The organism is Bacillus cereus group sp. MYBK220-1 (genome assembly GCF_051916445.1).
Taxonomy (GTDB): Bacteria; Bacillota; Bacilli; order Bacillales; family Bacillaceae_G; genus Bacillus_A; species Bacillus_A cereus.
In genome coordinates this window covers 525,705-541,042 of the sequence record NZ_JBQAGQ010000002.1, presented here as the reverse complement: position 1 = coordinate 541,042, position 15,338 = coordinate 525,705, and the positions used below count along the sequence as shown (strand labels likewise).

Genomic DNA, 15,338 nt, shown 5'->3' with positions numbered 1-15,338 from the left:
GAATATATTAGAAAACACCTTAAACTGAGGAGGAACTCAATGGCGCGTTGTACGTATTGTAAAACGAAGTGGAAAGTAAAAGATGTATGGTCAATACTCGTGACATTTGAAAAAGATTGTCCGTATTGTTTTGGGAGGCAATATATGTCTAATGATACTTTTCATCAAGCTAACGCCGCTTTACCACTGTTATTTTTATGCCCTTTAATTGTTGATTTAAGCGATGAAAATCCTTTAGATAAATACCGGAAATAATATAACAGCTACATTCAAAAACTACTTTTTACTGAATTTTCTTCTTATCATTATCCCTCCATTACTAGCATAATCGCTTATACTTTCCCTTTTGAAGATTCTGTAGCTCAGCAGGAAGAGCGTCCCCTGGACAAGGTTTATCAATTATGACTTTAATAAACGATGATATATGTATACTGTTAAGCATAAAAAATTAGCATTAAGTTCCACTCAAATATTAATTGAAACCCAACACTACTTGTATTCTGTAATTCAGAATACAAGTAGTGTTTTTTATTATGCATTTTTGCATACAGTATTGTTTTCTCTTGTAAATAGATAATAATGGTATATAATAAAATCAACGTTTTACCAATAAAAGGTAATAAAGAGTAGTGGGATAAGCAAATAACCAAAACGTATTAACAGATTTGCTCTATGTAAATCATGATACATATATGGAATCAAAACTATGAAATTATATGTAGAGGTTAGATTACTACAAGATGAAAGATTCATAGCGAATACACTCGAGAAAAAAAGCGTTCGATTAGATTAATGTTATAAAACTACTTAATGTGATATCTATGGAACGAATTGAGAATATACTTAGGGGGAATTTCAAGTGAAAACATTTAGTAAAGTATTATTAACAGGAGCTTTAGCTTTAGGCGGTTTAACGGTTATGAACATTGAAACACCAAAAGCACATGCTGACGAATGGGATGGTTGTCATTACATTTGTGGTCCTGGTGAAACGGTGAACGGTGTTACAGTTCAGGTACACTCTACACAAGTTACTTTTGGTAACAGCGTAATTGCAAGAATTACAAATGACCGAGCTGAAGAAATTCATTACAATGTCAGCCTTGAAAAGAAATATGGCGATAGATGGGGAGAATTTGAAACCAACTTCCGTTGGCAAAATCAATGGGTCCCAGCTGGAAGCAATGATGAAATTGCAACTTTCACAGGATATGGCGATGATATTTATGAGGATGGAACATATCGTTATAAAGTCGAAATAAAAGGCGCTGACGGTTCTATTGATACAATTTACACAGCAGGAATGACAGTTACAGGACGATAGCTTATGAACAAGCTCCATTATTTATGATTGTATTTTTGAAAATATCATTGATAATTGCGTTGATATTATTATTAAAATAAGCTCTTCGGGGCTTATTTTTTTATACAAAAATTAGAATATAAATATTCAGAAAATTACATCTTTACACCATTAAAGTTTGTTGCTATTATAGGAATACATCAAATGTTACAATACCCAACAAATTGTACAAATCCTCCGATTACACGAATGAAATGAAAATACATTGCTGATGGTAACATTTATAGTTGGGATCCCGTAGCTCAGCAGGGAGAGCGCCACCTTGACAGGGTGGAGGTCGTGAGTTCGAGCCTCTCCGGGGTCATATAAAAAAGAGACACCATATCAACCTTCTACGTGATATAGTGTCTCTTTTTTATCTCATTCAATTACTTCCCACCAAACATCTTCTCCAAAGACTTTGCATTGGCAAACAATACTTCTTTCAAGTTATCGTCAGCAACGATTTTATAGTCGCCATCTTTGTCTTTCTTTAAGTTCAATGTAACTTCGCGAGTTGCCATTGCTGCATCTTTATCCGTTAAGTTTTTGATGATAGTTGAGGTCATTGTTTTTTCGATCGCTTTTTCAGATTGTTCTTTGTCTTCGCTAAATGCGCTAGCGAAGGCCATTGGCATAACTTCTCCCACTGCTTTTGTTACAGCAACGGATAGATCAGCAGATGTAATTTTCACTTTCACTTCTGCTTTGTCATCCTTTTTCGATACTTCTTCTAGCTTTTCAAATTTAAAGTTCTTTGTAATTGCACTTAGCATTGCTTTTGCCTCAGCATCATCTGTTTTTTCATTTAGTTTATTAAATTCCTTGTCACTCTCAACAAATGTACGAGCTTTTTCTATATCACCTTTTTGTATCGCTGTTAAAAATTCTTCTGTAGTATCTTTCGGATTTGCACACCCTGCTAAAACACCTGCTGTTAATCCTACTACCATCATTAATAGCAATAATTTCTTTATCTTTTGCACGCTCATTCTCCTCTTATCTTTTCTAGTAAGTCAGCATCATACAATATTATGAAACTGACATTACAAACATTTTTTAGTATAGCATTTATATGATTCGTTTTCTATTAATTCCCAAAAGATAAAGGGCCTTGCAGCATTCCTACAAGGCCCTCTTCTATCAATCTGTATCCGTAGCACAAATGAACCACATTTTCTGTTCCCTACTATCTAACACCATCCAAGTAACATCCCACGCAACATCGTAAAACCAATCTGTCCAAGGGCGATAGCTTTCGAACACTTTAATATCTTCGTATCGATCTTGGAACATATATTGACATACATTGACTGCTAATTGTTTTGCGATAACTGGTCGTTCCTTAAACCCTTCATATGCTCCGCCCCACAAAATTTGCGCAGCAATGCTACCATCAAGCATAACTGCCAGCTGCTCTTTAAAACGAAACTTATATTTGTCTGATGTATGTATTTTTAACTCTTCTAAGTTATTGATTATGTCTAAAGAGTTGAAGATTCTTCTAAAGAAGTGCTCATGTCCATCTTTCGAATGTGGTATTTCTTTAAAAAAATTTTCGTTATGCACTTTAAAACAGCTTATTATTGTTCCACCAATTAAGTTTTGTTCCTTAAACGTGTTTATAAGTTGCTCAACAGATGAGTCATTCGTGTCTATTTTTTCAAACGTTCCCTCTTTCCATCTCATAACGCCCACTACTCTCTATTAAAAATTTGTTTCTTCATTATAAATAGCAAAATAAAAACCAGCAACTTTAAGGTTGCTGGCTTAGCTCTTATTCATATTCGAAAAAACAATAACAACTGCTCCAAACAAATAATGCCCTACTACCATCCACATACTCCAATCAAAAATCATAAACGATAACCAAAGCGATATATTAATAGCAGTAAATAATAAATATAAAATGAAATCTCTCTTTTGCATTGCTCCTCTATTCATCAAAATGTAAACGGCACCGATAGGAGGAAAAGACAAATATTTTTCTTAACGACCACGAATACTAAATTACTGTCTACAAAAGATTCTCCTTTTCATCACAATACCTGCTTCGACATCGGCCTCACTACCCTATATTCATCACTATAAGCTTCCTTTATGATTAAAGGCGGATATTCACTTTTTTCTTCCTCAATCATTGTGAATACTTCTGTTTTCTCTTGTAATGTATTAGATTCTCTATTTTTAGTAGGTTTTTTACTTGTTTTAATTTCCCTTGTTACTTCGCCAAGTTTTCGCCCAACTTCTTCTACTTTGGCAGGTTCATTCGTAACATAATATTCTTGTTCGTCCCATACTAATATAGGTGGCACTTGTTCTCTTTTGTTACATATTATATAAGGAGTACTAGCTACAAGTAGTAGACAAGTTAATAAATAGAAGATAGTTTTTTTATTCATATACTACACTCCTTATCTATCATTTCATTGGATTATATAACATAAGTTATTTACAACAAATGGATTTAATGGTATTTTTTAGGTTGAATAATAAAGAAAAACCTTACCGAAGTAAGGTTCCGTTTTTACATTCTATAGTGACTGACTTATTAAAACGATCATTACAATAATCGCTATAAGCATAACAACTAAACAGGCGATTAATTTATAAAATCCTCGTTTCGTTAACGTCCCGCCTTGAACGTCTTTACGAATAAATAAGAATACAGCTAAAAATAATACAAGCCCAATGCCAAAAGCATACATCATTTGCATATGTTAATCTTCCTTTCTCTCTTCCATCTTAATATCTTTTTGATAAAACAACAAATGAGATAAAAACTGTACTCATTGTAAGTGCCATAAGTATATTTAATAATTCAGTAGCAGAAAGTGTAAGTATTTTTAAGTTTAAGCCGATAGAGAAAAGAAGATAATATGCCGTTAATGCAAAAAAGGTTACAAACATTCCCTTATAACGAATAAGTTTCATTCGCTCGTCTTTTTCTTTAAATTGCGGGTGCAAGTAGCTTAGACAGAAACTCATAATCATAATCCCAAGCAATGGATACGTTATGGTTGGCGGTGCAGAATGCGTCATTATACCTGTTAATATCATAAATCCACTCATAAATAGAAAAATAATCCCCATAATTACAAAGTACTTTTGTGAATAATTCATCCCTATTCCCCCTCTTCTTTTCCTTCATAAATAAATACATGTTCTATCGTTGTCTGAAATGTTTTCGCTATTTCAAATGCTAGCGGAAGTGATGGATCGTATTTCCCTTTTTCAATTGAGATAATGGTTTGTCTGGAAACTCCAAGTTTCTCAGCCAACTTTTCTTGAGATAGTCCAAATTTTTTTCGGTATTCGACCATTTTATTTTCCAAGGAAATTTCTCCCTCCTTCCATATACCGAGTATATATGTAAAGGAAACTTTACGTCAAGTTCCCTTTACATATATTTTGATTATTATTCACGCTATTTATATAGAAGAAACTTTTTTCAATTTCAGCACGTCTATTTTGAAGCGAAACACGGAACACTGTAAATAACTGTTACTATATCTCCTCACTTCTTTTTTTAAAATTTAATATCTCCATATTTGTTTTATCCTTTTAAAATATTTCATTTATTTCTTTATTTCACGAAATACGTTATTTGTTTTACGGTGTTTTTCGTCATATTTATAGAAACTAACTGTTTATGGAGCATTTTTTATGTTTAGCAACTTTTTTTGTAGAAATCCTTCACTTTCCTTTCAATATTTAACACTATCTAAATAAAGTTTACGATAAATTCATAATTTTTTATTTTTTATACTATATTCCGTTATATTGTTGTATAATATCTATGAAAGCGCTTATTATTTCAATATACATAATTCAAACTGATTTTATCGAAACATTCTAACTATTATACCTATATTTAAATGCAACAATTATAGCTATTAGTATAGGCATACCAAATATATCCACCCCATTTTTCTGTAAAATTACTTTATAACATGAAAGATTAACTTGGGTGATAAGTTATTGTGAATGTTTTTTTACAAAACAGATAAGTAATAGTGTTTGGTATTATGTAAATTATTGTAATAACATAAGAGTAAAGAAAACATTTACATTGATTATTGATTCATTACTTATTGAAAAAGAGCAAAATGCACCTTTGTATGGAAAAGGATTATATGCATTGGGAGGTTTAAACAAATGACGAGGAAGAATACAACGACAAACCCTTGGGCCAAGTTCCACGGTCCGAACCTTGGTTATGTTATTGAACAGTATGATCTTTACGTAACTGGAGCAGGTTCTGTTGATCCGGAATTACAAGAGCTTTTTGAAATTTTTGGAGCTCCTTCGTTTCAAGATGATGTCGTAACAGGGGACAACACAGCAACACATTTTTCTCCTCAAAACACAGGTAACATTGAAAAAATTCTTAAAGTCGTTCAACTAGTTGAGCAGATTCGTTCTTTCGGGCACACGTTGGCTCACATCAACCCGATGGAAGATGCTGCAAATGGACAATCTCTTCTTGAGAAAGCAATGAGCGAACTGAGCGATGCTGACTTGAAAGCGATTCCAGCGAAAACAGTATGGCAAGATGCACCAGAAGGTATTCACACTGCACTTGATGTAATTCATAGATTAAAAGACGTTTATACAAAATCTTTAGCTTATGAATTTTCTCATATACAAGATAGTGAAGAACGCGCGTGGTTGCATCAAATGGTGGAATCAAATTCATTGCGTCAACCACTATCAAATAAAAAACGAACTGCTCTTTTAAAACGTTTAACAGCTGTTGAAGGTTTCGAGCAATTCTTGCATAAAACATTCGTTGGGCAAAAACGTTTCTCTATCGAGGGCGTTGATATGCTTGTACCTGTTTTAGATGAAATTGTTCTAGAAGGTGCTAAAAACGGCGTTGAGGATGTCATGATTGGTATGGCTCACCGCGGTCGCCTAAGCGTACTTGCTCACGTATTAGAAAAACCATATAGCCACATGTTTGCTGAGTTCAAACATGCAAAAATAGAAGGCGCAGTGGCTAATTCTGGCTGGACTGGCGATGTGAAATACCACCTAGGTAGAGAACAAGTCGTTAGTAACGAAGAAGTTAGCACTCGCGTGACATTAGCAAATAACCCGAGTCATCTTGAGTTCGTGAATCCTGTAGTAGAAGGTTTCGCACGTGCTGCTCAAGAGAATCGTAAAAAATCTGGTCTTCCAGATCAAGATACTTCAAAATCATTCGTAATTTTAGTTCATGGTGATGCTGCATTCCCTGGTCAAGGTATTGTATCTGAGACACTCAACTTAAGCAGATTGAACGCGTATCAAACAGGCGGAACGATTCATGTTATCGCAAACAATGCAGTTGGTTTTACAACTGATAGCTATGATTCTCGTTCTACGAAATATTCTAGTGACCTTGCAAAAGGTTTCGATATTCCGATTGTTCACGTGAACGCTGATGATCCGGAAGCTTGTCTTGCAGCTGCTAACCTTGCAATTCAATATCGCATGTTGTTCAAAAAAGATTTCTTAATCGATTTAATTGGTTACCGCCGCTACGGTCATAACGAAATGGATGATCCAGCAGTTACGCAACCACAAGTGTACAAAAAAATTAAAAACCATCCAACTGTAAGAGCAATTTATGCAGATCAATTACAAGCTGCTGGTGTTCTAAATGCAGATGAGGTTGAAACAATTACACAGTTTACACAAGAACAATTAAAATCTGACTATGCACAAGTACCACCAGCTGATACGAGCGATGCAACAATTCACGTTAAAGTGCCAGATGTTGTTGCAAAAGGTATTCAGTCAATTGATACTGGTGTTGAGATTGACTCACTTCGTGCAATTAATGAAGGTCTACTATCTTGGCCGGAAGGATTTAACGTATATCCGAAAGTGAAGAAAATTCTTGAGCGCCGTAAAGATGCTCTTGAAGAAAATGGTAAAATTGAATGGGCACTTGCTGAATCGTTAGCATTCGCTTCTATTTTACAAGAAGGTACGCCAATTCGTTTAACTGGTCAAGATTCACAGCGTGGTACATTCGCACACCGTCATATCGTATTACACGATACTGATACAAACGAAACATATTCACCATTGCATCGCTTACCAAACATTAATGCATCGTTCTCTGTTCATAACAGTCCGTTATCAGAGGCTGCTGTTGTTGGTTACGAATATGGTTATAACGTATTCGCTCCAGAAACTCTTGTTATGTGGGAAGCGCAATATGGTGACTTCTCAAATACTGCGCAAGCATTATTTGATCAATATGTTTCAGCTGGAAGAGCAAAATGGGGTCAAAAATCTGGCTTAGTTCTTCTATTACCACACGGTTATGAAGGTCAAGGACCAGAGCACTCTAGTGCACGTCCAGAGCGTTTCTTACAGCTAGCTGCTGAGAATAACTGGACAGTTGCAAACTTAACGAGTGCGGCACAATACTTCCATATCCTGCGTCGTCAAGCATCTATCTTAGGAACAGAAGCTGTTCGACCATTAGTATTGATGACGCCGAAGAGTTTATTACGTCACCCACTTACGCTTTCAACTGCTAGTCAGTTAAGCGAAGGACGTTTCCAACCTGCTTTAGAACAAGAAAACCTTGGCATGAAACCAAATAAAGTAAAACGTCTTGTTTTAAGCACAGGTAAAATGGCGATTGACTTAGCAGCAGAAATCGAGTCTGGTAAACATGAGTACAACTTAGACGAAGTTCATGTCGTTCGTATTGAGCAATTGTACCCATTCCCTGCTGAGAAAGTTCAATCTATTATTAAACGCTTTAAAAACTTAGAAGAAATCATTTGGGTTCAAGAAGAACCTCGTAATATGGGTGCATGGCATTACATGGCTCCAATTCTGTTCGAACTTGCTGGAGATAAAGTGAAAACAGGCTACATTGGACGTCCTGATCGCTCTAGTCCATCTGGCGGCGATCCATTCGCTCACAAAGCTGAGCAAGAACTAATTGTTGCACATGCTTTAGATGTGAAGTATAACTTCCGTCAAGATAAACAAGAAATTGAAGTTTACAGCAACTAAAAAGTAACAATGAAGGTTTCTAGCTTGTTCCTTGGGCAGATATTCTGCCCAAGGCCAGGCTAACAAATGGAGATTACCGAAGACAAAAGAAGAAAAAACACACCGTTAGGCAAATAAGGGGAGGACATTTAAAATGATCGAAATTAAAGTACCTGAGCTTGCAGAATCTATTACTGAAGGAACTATTTCACAATGGCTTATCAACGTAGGCGACAAAGTTGAGAAAGGTGGCAGCGTTGTTGAGCTTGAAACTGATAAAGTCAATGTAGAAATCATTGCAGAAGATTCAGGTATTGTATCGAAGTTACTAGGCGAACCTGGGGATACAGTTGAAGTTGGCGCAACTATCGCAATTTTAGATGCTAATGGAGCACCAGTTGCAGTAAGTACACCTGCACCAGTGGCTGAGCAACCAAAACAAGAAACAGCTGAAGCACCGAAAGCTGCGGCACCAAGTGCTGAGCAAACTGCAACACTACAAGGGTTACCAAATACAAACCGTCCTATCGCATCACCAGCTGCTAGAAAGATGGCTCGTGAATTAGGAATCGACTTAAACGACGTACGTAGTACAGATCCACTTGGACGCGTGAGACCACATGATGTACAAGCTCATGCTGCAGCACCAAAAGAAGCACCAGCTGCTCCAAAGAGTCCAGCTCCTGCTCCAGTTGCAAAAACGGAATTCGAAAAACCAGTTGAGCGCGTGAAAATGTCCCGCCGCCGTCAAACAATTGCAAAACGTCTTGTAGAAGTTCAACAAACATCTGCAATGTTAACAACATTTAACGAAGTTGATATGAGTGCGATCATGGAATTACGTAAAGAACGCAAAGATGCTTTCGAGAAAAAACATGATGTACGTCTTGGCTTCATGTCATTCTTCACAAAAGCAGTTGTTGCAGCATTAAAACAATTCCCATTATTAAATGCTGAAATTCAAGGTGACGAGCTTATCATTAAAAAATTCTATGATATCGGTATTGCAGTAGCAGCTCCAGATGGATTAGTTGTTCCAGTTGTACGCGATGCTAACCAATTAAACTTCGCTGAAATCGAAAGCGAAATTCGTGAATTAGGTAAAAAAGCACGCGATAACAAACTTTCATTAAAAGAACTACAAGGTGGTACATTTACAATTACAAACGGTGGTGTATTCGGTTCTCTAATGTCAACACCGATCCTAAATAGCCCTCAAGTTGGTATTTTAGGAATGCATAAAATCCAAGTACGCCCAGTTGCAATTGATAACGAGCGTATGGAAAACCGCCCAATGATGTACATTGCTTTATCTTACGATCACCGCATTGTTGATGGTAAAGAAGCAGTTAGCTTCCTTGTTGCTGTTAAAGATATGCTTGAAGATCCAAAGTCATTATTATTAGAAGGTTGATAGATTAAAAATCTATTAAAGGCTGTAGAATGATTCATTCTACAGCCTTTTTTTATTGTGTTCATACGGGACAAATTTCATGACATAAGGTAATAATGTATGCCTAAACGTAAGGAGGATTAAAATGAATAACCTTCCAATTCATGCAAAACTTAAAGTAAATAAGGATACTTTCTTCCTCCCCGATTCAAACGGGGGTGTCTATTTTCGAAATAACGCCAGTTCATTTCGTATGGACGGTGATGGAATTTATGACTGGATTGAAAAATTAATGCCAATGTTTAACGGGAATTATTCTTTAGCCGAAATAACCGATGGCCTCCCTCTCCCCTATCAAAACCGTGTATTTGAAATTGGAGAGATTTTATATGAAAATGGTTTCGTTCGTGATGCAAATCAAGATGCACCTCATGAATTAAACAGTACATTACTCGACAGATATGCTTCGCAAATTGAATTTTTAGAAGCCGATTCTCATTCAGGTGCTTTAAAATTCGAAACGTACCGCGGAGCAAATGTCCTTGTACTTGGTTCTGGGGATATGCTCACTTCCTTAGTTTCTTCTTTATTAGAATCTGGTTTACCTACATTTTATTACCTCGTTACAGATCGGGATGAAACAAACTATGACAGAATACATGAGCTAATAGAACGTGCATATGAAGTTGATAACAGTGTACTCCTTCAAGAAATCGATACTACAATTGACCGTCCCTTGCATGAAGTATTCGAACCTTTTGATTGGATTTTATATGTTTCTCAAAACGGAGACATTGACGGTTTAAAAACAGTTCACACTATTTGTAGAGAAACGAAAAAGAATTTTATACCAGCTATTTGTTTATCAACACTCGGTATAGCTGGACCTGTCGTAATGGAAAACCGTGATGAATGCTGGGAATCCGCATGGCATCGACTACATGAAACGACTTTGCAAAATGAAAATTCATCGGATTCCTTCTCACAAATTACATCTGCCATGTTAGCAAATGTAATCGTTTTTGAATTGTTTAAACATGTCGCGGATGATTCATATCGTGAAAAAGAATCACAATTCTTTTTATTAAACTATGAAACACTTGAAGGAACGTGGCATCCTTTTATAAAACACCCTCTTGCAACTGATGAAAGTTTTACAATTGATACGATAGAAAATCTTTCTGAAAAACTTGAGCATCGGTCGAACCAACATACTTCAACTGATGTATTCCGCTTTTTCGACTCATTAACTTCTAAAGAAGCCGGTATATTCCATGTATGGGATGAACAAGATTCATATCAATTACCGTTATCACAGTGCTATATTCAAGTAGCCACTCCACTATCAGATGGCCCAGCTCCCCTTCTGCCTCTTATGACTTGCAGTGGATTGACTCATAATGAAGCACGCCGAGAAGCCGGTTTAACAGGAATTGAAACATATGTAGCAGAAATCATTCACCGCCTTATTCCTGAACATAACGATATCGGTATCGGTGCTGGAGAAACGATGACAGAAGGATTTTACCGGGCACTACAACAACATTTAAACAATAAACTGTATGAGCGACAGTCACATATGCTAGAAGAACTTACAACGATTGATTTAACTGATATTCACGATAAACATTGTAGATTTTATTACGATGCTCTTGCTACAATTCATGAAACACCTAAAATTGCAATGAGTGAAGAGATTCTCAGTTTTCCAGTCATTTGGATTGGTATAAATGATAGATGGTACGGTGCATCTAATATTAATATGACGTTAGCGTTACGAAGCGCACTACAACTATCACTGCTACACATTCAAAGTGAAGAGACTCCTTACAGAGCTAATATCTTGCCTGAATCATCTATTATTTTATATGACACGGATTCTTTTAGAGTGGAAATACAAGCGGAAGAAGAAATTCCAAGTGTGCAATCTTTACAGCTTGCCTTACAGCATTTAGAAGAACATAATTTTTATCCCTTCGTGTTTGATTTAGCAATCGAACCATTTTTGAAAGAAAACTTAGACGGTGTGTATGGGGTATTAATTGCAAAGGAGGACGGTCTATGACTCAAAATATATTACTTATAGGGGATGGCCTTCTTGCAGACTATGTACATGATCAATTATGCAAACAATATTCCATCATTCGTCAGCATACCCTTACAGAAGAACTTCCTGAAAATATTCATCTCGCTCTCGTATTACATGACGGATCTCCTTCTACTATTCATCATGACGCTGAGCTAATTTTTCGGTCAAATCATATTCCGTGGTTACGTGGTTTTACTTCATTTGGCGAAGGTATTATCGGTCCTTACATTCATCCTCTTACGCCCGGATGTTCCCATTGTTCTGATGGACGCCGTTTTATCGCTGGCTTTGATCAAAAAGAAATGTGGGAACTACAGCGGAAATATGCCTTTAAAGCAGATAATGTAACGAGGCGTGATGTACGTGCCACCCAAAATGGAATGTTACAAATGTGCCATCTTATTTGCGCAGAAACAGAAAAAATATTAACTCATAACCATTCTTCTTTAGAAAATGAACTTATTTTACTAAACTTACAAACATTACAATGTACGCGGCATTCTTTTCTTCCAGATCCTCTCTGTCCTGTATGTAGTAATTTACCTGATGATACTGCGGATGCGGCGGAAGTTTCTTTACAACCGAGTTTAAAAGTAAGCACCGAAACGTATCGCTGCCGTTCCATTCATGAATTAAACACATTTTTAACGAGAGACTATTTAGATTATCGGGTCGGTATGTTGAACGGCAAAATGCAGCATTCTGTATTACCATTCGCTGACGTCATTATAAACATGCCATTGATGTTTGGAAATGAAGGTGTTGCAGGCCGAACCCATTCATTTGCAGTGAGTGAAGCAACTGCTATTTTAGAAGGTTTAGAACGATATTGCGGTATGTCGCCTCGCGGGAAAAAGACAAATGTGCATGGTAGTTTTCATGATTTAGAGGAACATGCACTAAATCCCCTCTCGCTCGGTGTACATACAAATGAACATTACAATCGTGATAATTTTCCATTTAAACCGTTTGATCCTGATTATGAGCAAAACTGGGTATGGGGATATTCTTTATCACAAAACAGACCGCTTTTAGTTCCTGAATCAATTGCTTATTATAGCCTCGGTCATCGAGACGCTTTCGTGTATGAAACATCAAATGGATGTGCAATTGGCGGTAGTTTAGAAGAAGCGATTTTTCACGGCATTTTAGAAATTGTAGAGCGTGATGCCTTCTTACTCACTTGGTATGCCGAATTACCTCTTCCCCGCCTTGATCTTAATTCAGCAAATGATACAGAATTACAATTAATGATCCAGCGGTTACGTACGATTACCGGGTATGAATTACACGCTTTTAATGCGACGATGGAACACGGCATCCCGAGCTTATGGATAATTGCAAAAAATACGCGTGAAAATGGAATGAACGTTGTTTGTGCGGGAGGCGCTCATTTAGATCCTATTCGAGCCTTAAAAAGCGCCATTCAAGAAATAGCAGGCATGTTACTAATAACAGACGATGAGCTCGAGCACAAAAGAGAATACTACGAAAAGTGCTTACAAGATCCTTATTTCGTTAATAAAATGGAAGACCATAGTATGCTGTACGGATTGAAAGAAACGGAAGAACGTCTTCACTTCCTTTTACGAGAAGATGCACCGGTGCAAACGTTCCAAGAAATAAATGTATCACAATCATTTGATATGGATTTAACATCCGATCTCCACCAACTTTTAAATCGTTTGCATCAATCTGACCTTGAAGTAATCGTTGTAGATCAAACCGTTCCCCTTATAGAAAAGAACGGACTACACTGTGTAAAAGTTATTATTCCAGGTATGTTACCGATGACGTTCGGACACCATCTTACTCGGGTTACAGGACTGGACCGGGTATATACCGTACCGATGACACTTGGATATACAGACGAACCTTTAACAAATGAAAGATTAAATCCACATCCACATCCGTTTCCATAGTAAAGGAGGGATTTCATGCAGCTAGATACTTTTTTACATCATCTCCATTTCTCTATCGATGAAATTATGCCAAATCATGAGGTGGACTGGAAAGACGCACCGCTTCCTTATAAATTATATCGAAATGTACCTACCATCCCGCTCTCCTTAGAAATCCCGTTATCTTTATCGAACTCTTCTACTACACCTACTCTAAATGAGATTGGTCACTACCTTTGGTATTCATTTGGTGTAACACAATTATGTCAGCTAAATAGCGAGAGAAATGTATTACGTAGATCCATTCCTTCAGGCGGTGCCTTATACCCGAATGAATTGTATATCTATTTAAAGATTGACGATTATCCAGACGGCATTTACCATTATGACGCCGCGCATCACCGACTTATTTTACTTCGCGAAGGAAATTTCGATTCTTATTTAGCAGACGCACTCGGTAATCGCTGTAACATACAGGATTGTTTCGGTGCTGCATTCGTATCCACTATGTTTTGGAAAAACTTCTTTAAATACAATAACTTTTCATATCGACTTCAAGGATTAGATAGCGGGGTTCTCATTGGACAATTACTAGAATGTGCAAATCAGTTCGGTTATACGAACGGCGTATACTTTCAATTTCTAGACCGTGCACTGAACCATTTACTCGGATTGTCAGAAGGTGAAGAAAGTGTGTATGCCGTTATTCCTTTAAGTACAGAGCCAGAAACTAATTGGTTTCACAATGATTACCGTGAAAATAAAACAGTTACTTCTCATGAGTTGTTGCAACAAATTCCGCCGCTCGCACATGAACATTTCGTTCGCTCAAAACATGTAGATGAATATCCGATGATAACAAAAATAAATGAAGCTTCTATGATCGAATCGACAGCACACTTCCAAACACTAGCTCATGAAGAGCACTATCAACATCATGAGTATGCTGTACAACTGCCGAAAGTAGAGCGTTTATCTTATGATTTCTTGCAACTTTGCAGAAAACGGTATTCCCCTGATGCTGACTTTACTTTAACGAAATGGGATGCAGCTGAGCTCGCTACTTTACTACAAGAAGCGAGCCTCTCCTTCCCCTATTACAACGACCTTGATGGTAAGTATACAAATAAAAATACACGCGTCTCCTTATATGGATGTTTTTATAACGTGAAAAATATTGAAAACGGAGCTTACGCTTATAACAGTAAAACACATTCCATACAACCAATTCGATATGGAGACCTTCGCTACCCACTTCAGTCTAGTATGACGATGGATAACGTAAACCTTTTTCAAGTACCACTTTGCCTACATGTAGTCGGAAAGAAAGATTATTATACAAATGCATTAGGCTATAGAGGGTACCGTATCCATCAAATGGAAGCAGGTATACTCGTTCATAAACTCGTTTTTGCAGCGACCGCGATGGGGATGGGCGGGCATCCTTTACTTAGTTTTGATACAAATTCATGTGATCAATTGTACGGAATAGATGCTGGGAATGAAACATCTCTTATTCAAGTTCCAGTTGGGGCATATCGAGCGCGGAATTGGTTAAAAGGGGCTTTGCATTGTTAGAAGCACGCCGTCTATCGGCGTGCTTTTTTA

Annotated in this window: 13 protein-coding genes, 1 tRNA gene and 1 pseudogene; 8 read left to right on the top strand and 7 right to left on the bottom strand. The window is 36.9% G+C overall.

What is annotated here, in order from left to right; all coding sequences use genetic code 11:
- Positions 1 to 39 precede the first annotated feature (39 nt).
- The 3 genes from ACTFRU_RS09655 (at position 40) to ACTFRU_RS09645 (ending at position 1,667) form a co-directional block, all read left to right on the top strand.
- The gene (locus ACTFRU_RS09655; RefSeq protein WP_000090222.1) at positions 40 to 255 is read left to right on the top strand and encodes a hypothetical protein; all 216 of its coding nucleotides are present in this window, start codon (positions 40 to 42) and stop codon (positions 253 to 255) included.
- 604 nt (positions 256 to 859) lie between these two features.
- Positions 860 to 1,324, top strand: coding sequence for a hypothetical protein (locus tag ACTFRU_RS09650; protein ID WP_000847516.1), 465 nt, complete (start codon positions 860 to 862; stop codon positions 1,322 to 1,324).
- Between the two features lie 270 nt (positions 1,325 to 1,594).
- Positions 1,595 to 1,667, top strand: a tRNA-Val gene (locus ACTFRU_RS09645).
- 64 nt (positions 1,668 to 1,731) lie between these two features.
- Here the strand turns inward: ACTFRU_RS09645 and ACTFRU_RS09640 are convergent.
- The 7 genes and pseudogenes from ACTFRU_RS09640 to ACTFRU_RS09610 form a co-directional block, all read right to left on the bottom strand.
- Positions 1,732 to 2,328 carry a hypothetical protein gene (locus ACTFRU_RS09640; RefSeq protein WP_001169480.1) on the bottom strand — a complete coding sequence of 199 codons (597 nt, stop codon included), beginning with the start codon at positions 2,326 to 2,328 and terminating at the stop codon, positions 1,732 to 1,734.
- Positions 2,329 to 2,485: 157 nt separating this feature from the next.
- On the bottom strand, positions 2,486 to 3,031 hold the full coding sequence (locus tag ACTFRU_RS09635; protein ID WP_001267333.1) for a hypothetical protein: 546 nt from the start codon (positions 3,029 to 3,031) through the stop codon (positions 2,486 to 2,488).
- An 81-nt stretch (positions 3,032 to 3,112) separates the two neighbouring features.
- Positions 3,113 to 3,326 (bottom strand): annotated as a pseudogene (locus tag ACTFRU_RS09630) (hypothetical protein).
- Between the two features lie 55 nt (positions 3,327 to 3,381).
- Positions 3,382 to 3,744, bottom strand: a complete 363-nt coding sequence (locus ACTFRU_RS09625) for a hypothetical protein (protein ID WP_001036579.1) — start codon at positions 3,742 to 3,744, stop codon at positions 3,382 to 3,384.
- 132 nt (positions 3,745 to 3,876) lie between these two features.
- Positions 3,877 to 4,059 (bottom strand): DUF3976 domain-containing protein, encoded by a 183-nt coding sequence (locus ACTFRU_RS09620; RefSeq protein ID WP_001178291.1) that lies wholly within the window; start codon positions 4,057 to 4,059, stop codon positions 3,877 to 3,879.
- A gap of 28 nt (positions 4,060 to 4,087) precedes the next feature.
- On the bottom strand, positions 4,088 to 4,465 hold the full coding sequence (locus tag ACTFRU_RS09615) for a hypothetical protein (RefSeq protein ID WP_006916750.1): 378 nt from the start codon (positions 4,463 to 4,465) through the stop codon (positions 4,088 to 4,090).
- Positions 4,466 to 4,467: 2 nt separating this feature from the next.
- A complete protein-coding gene (locus ACTFRU_RS09610; RefSeq protein ID WP_000428506.1) occupies positions 4,468 to 4,677 on the bottom strand; it encodes a helix-turn-helix transcriptional regulator in 210 nt (69 codons plus the stop codon).
- Positions 4,678 to 5,500: 823 nt separating this feature from the next.
- Here ACTFRU_RS09610 and odhA point away from each other — a divergent pair.
- From odhA to ACTFRU_RS09585, 5 genes are all read left to right on the top strand, one after another.
- Positions 5,501 to 8,368, top strand: coding sequence for a 2-oxoglutarate dehydrogenase E1 component (gene odhA, locus ACTFRU_RS09605; protein ID WP_000197161.1), 2,868 nt, complete (start codon positions 5,501 to 5,503; stop codon positions 8,366 to 8,368).
- 133 nt (positions 8,369 to 8,501) lie between these two features.
- On the top strand, positions 8,502 to 9,761 hold the full coding sequence (odhB, locus tag ACTFRU_RS09600) for a 2-oxoglutarate dehydrogenase complex dihydrolipoyllysine-residue succinyltransferase (protein WP_000569922.1): 1,260 nt from the start codon (positions 8,502 to 8,504) through the stop codon (positions 9,759 to 9,761).
- 124 nt (positions 9,762 to 9,885) lie between these two features.
- Positions 9,886 to 11,805, top strand: a complete 1,920-nt coding sequence (locus ACTFRU_RS09595; RefSeq protein ID WP_001061566.1) for a putative thiazole-containing bacteriocin maturation protein — start codon at positions 9,886 to 9,888, stop codon at positions 11,803 to 11,805.
- The gene (locus ACTFRU_RS09590; RefSeq protein WP_440037621.1) at positions 11,802 to 13,751 is read left to right on the top strand and encodes a TOMM precursor leader peptide-binding protein; all 1,950 of its coding nucleotides are present in this window, start codon (positions 11,802 to 11,804) and stop codon (positions 13,749 to 13,751) included. Before ACTFRU_RS09595 ends, ACTFRU_RS09590 begins: the two co-directional genes overlap by 4 nt.
- A 15-nt stretch (positions 13,752 to 13,766) precedes the next feature.
- Entirely contained in the window at positions 13,767 to 15,308 is a 1,542-nt protein-coding gene (locus ACTFRU_RS09585) for a SagB family peptide dehydrogenase (protein ID WP_001175550.1), read from the top strand.
- The last annotated feature ends 30 nt before the right edge of the window (positions 15,309 to 15,338 follow it).

Bases quoted from the DNA above. Each gene is read 5' to 3' on its own strand.
- ACTFRU_RS09655 (WP_000090222.1), top strand. From the start codon at position 40: ATGGCGCGTTGTACGTATTGTAAAACGAAGTGGAAAGTAAAAGATGTA.
- ACTFRU_RS09635 (WP_001267333.1), bottom strand. From the start codon at position 3,031: ATGAGATGGAAAGAGGGAACGTTTGAAAAAATAGACACGAATGACTCA.
- ACTFRU_RS09625 (WP_001036579.1), bottom strand. From the start codon at position 3,744: ATGAATAAAAAAACTATCTTCTATTTATTAACTTGTCTACTACTTGTA.
- ACTFRU_RS09620 (WP_001178291.1), bottom strand. From the start codon at position 4,059: ATGCAAATGATGTATGCTTTTGGCATTGGGCTTGTATTATTTTTAGCT.
- ACTFRU_RS09615 (WP_006916750.1), bottom strand. From the start codon at position 4,465: ATGAATTATTCACAAAAGTACTTTGTAATTATGGGGATTATTTTTCTA.
- odhA (WP_000197161.1), top strand. From the start codon at position 5,501: ATGACGAGGAAGAATACAACGACAAACCCTTGGGCCAAGTTCCACGGT.
- odhB (WP_000569922.1), top strand. From the start codon at position 8,502: ATGATCGAAATTAAAGTACCTGAGCTTGCAGAATCTATTACTGAAGGA.
- ACTFRU_RS09595 (WP_001061566.1), top strand. From the start codon at position 9,886: ATGAATAACCTTCCAATTCATGCAAAACTTAAAGTAAATAAGGATACT.
- ACTFRU_RS09590 (WP_440037621.1), top strand. From the start codon at position 11,802: ATGACTCAAAATATATTACTTATAGGGGATGGCCTTCTTGCAGACTAT.
- ACTFRU_RS09585 (WP_001175550.1), top strand. From the start codon at position 13,767: ATGCAGCTAGATACTTTTTTACATCATCTCCATTTCTCTATCGATGAA.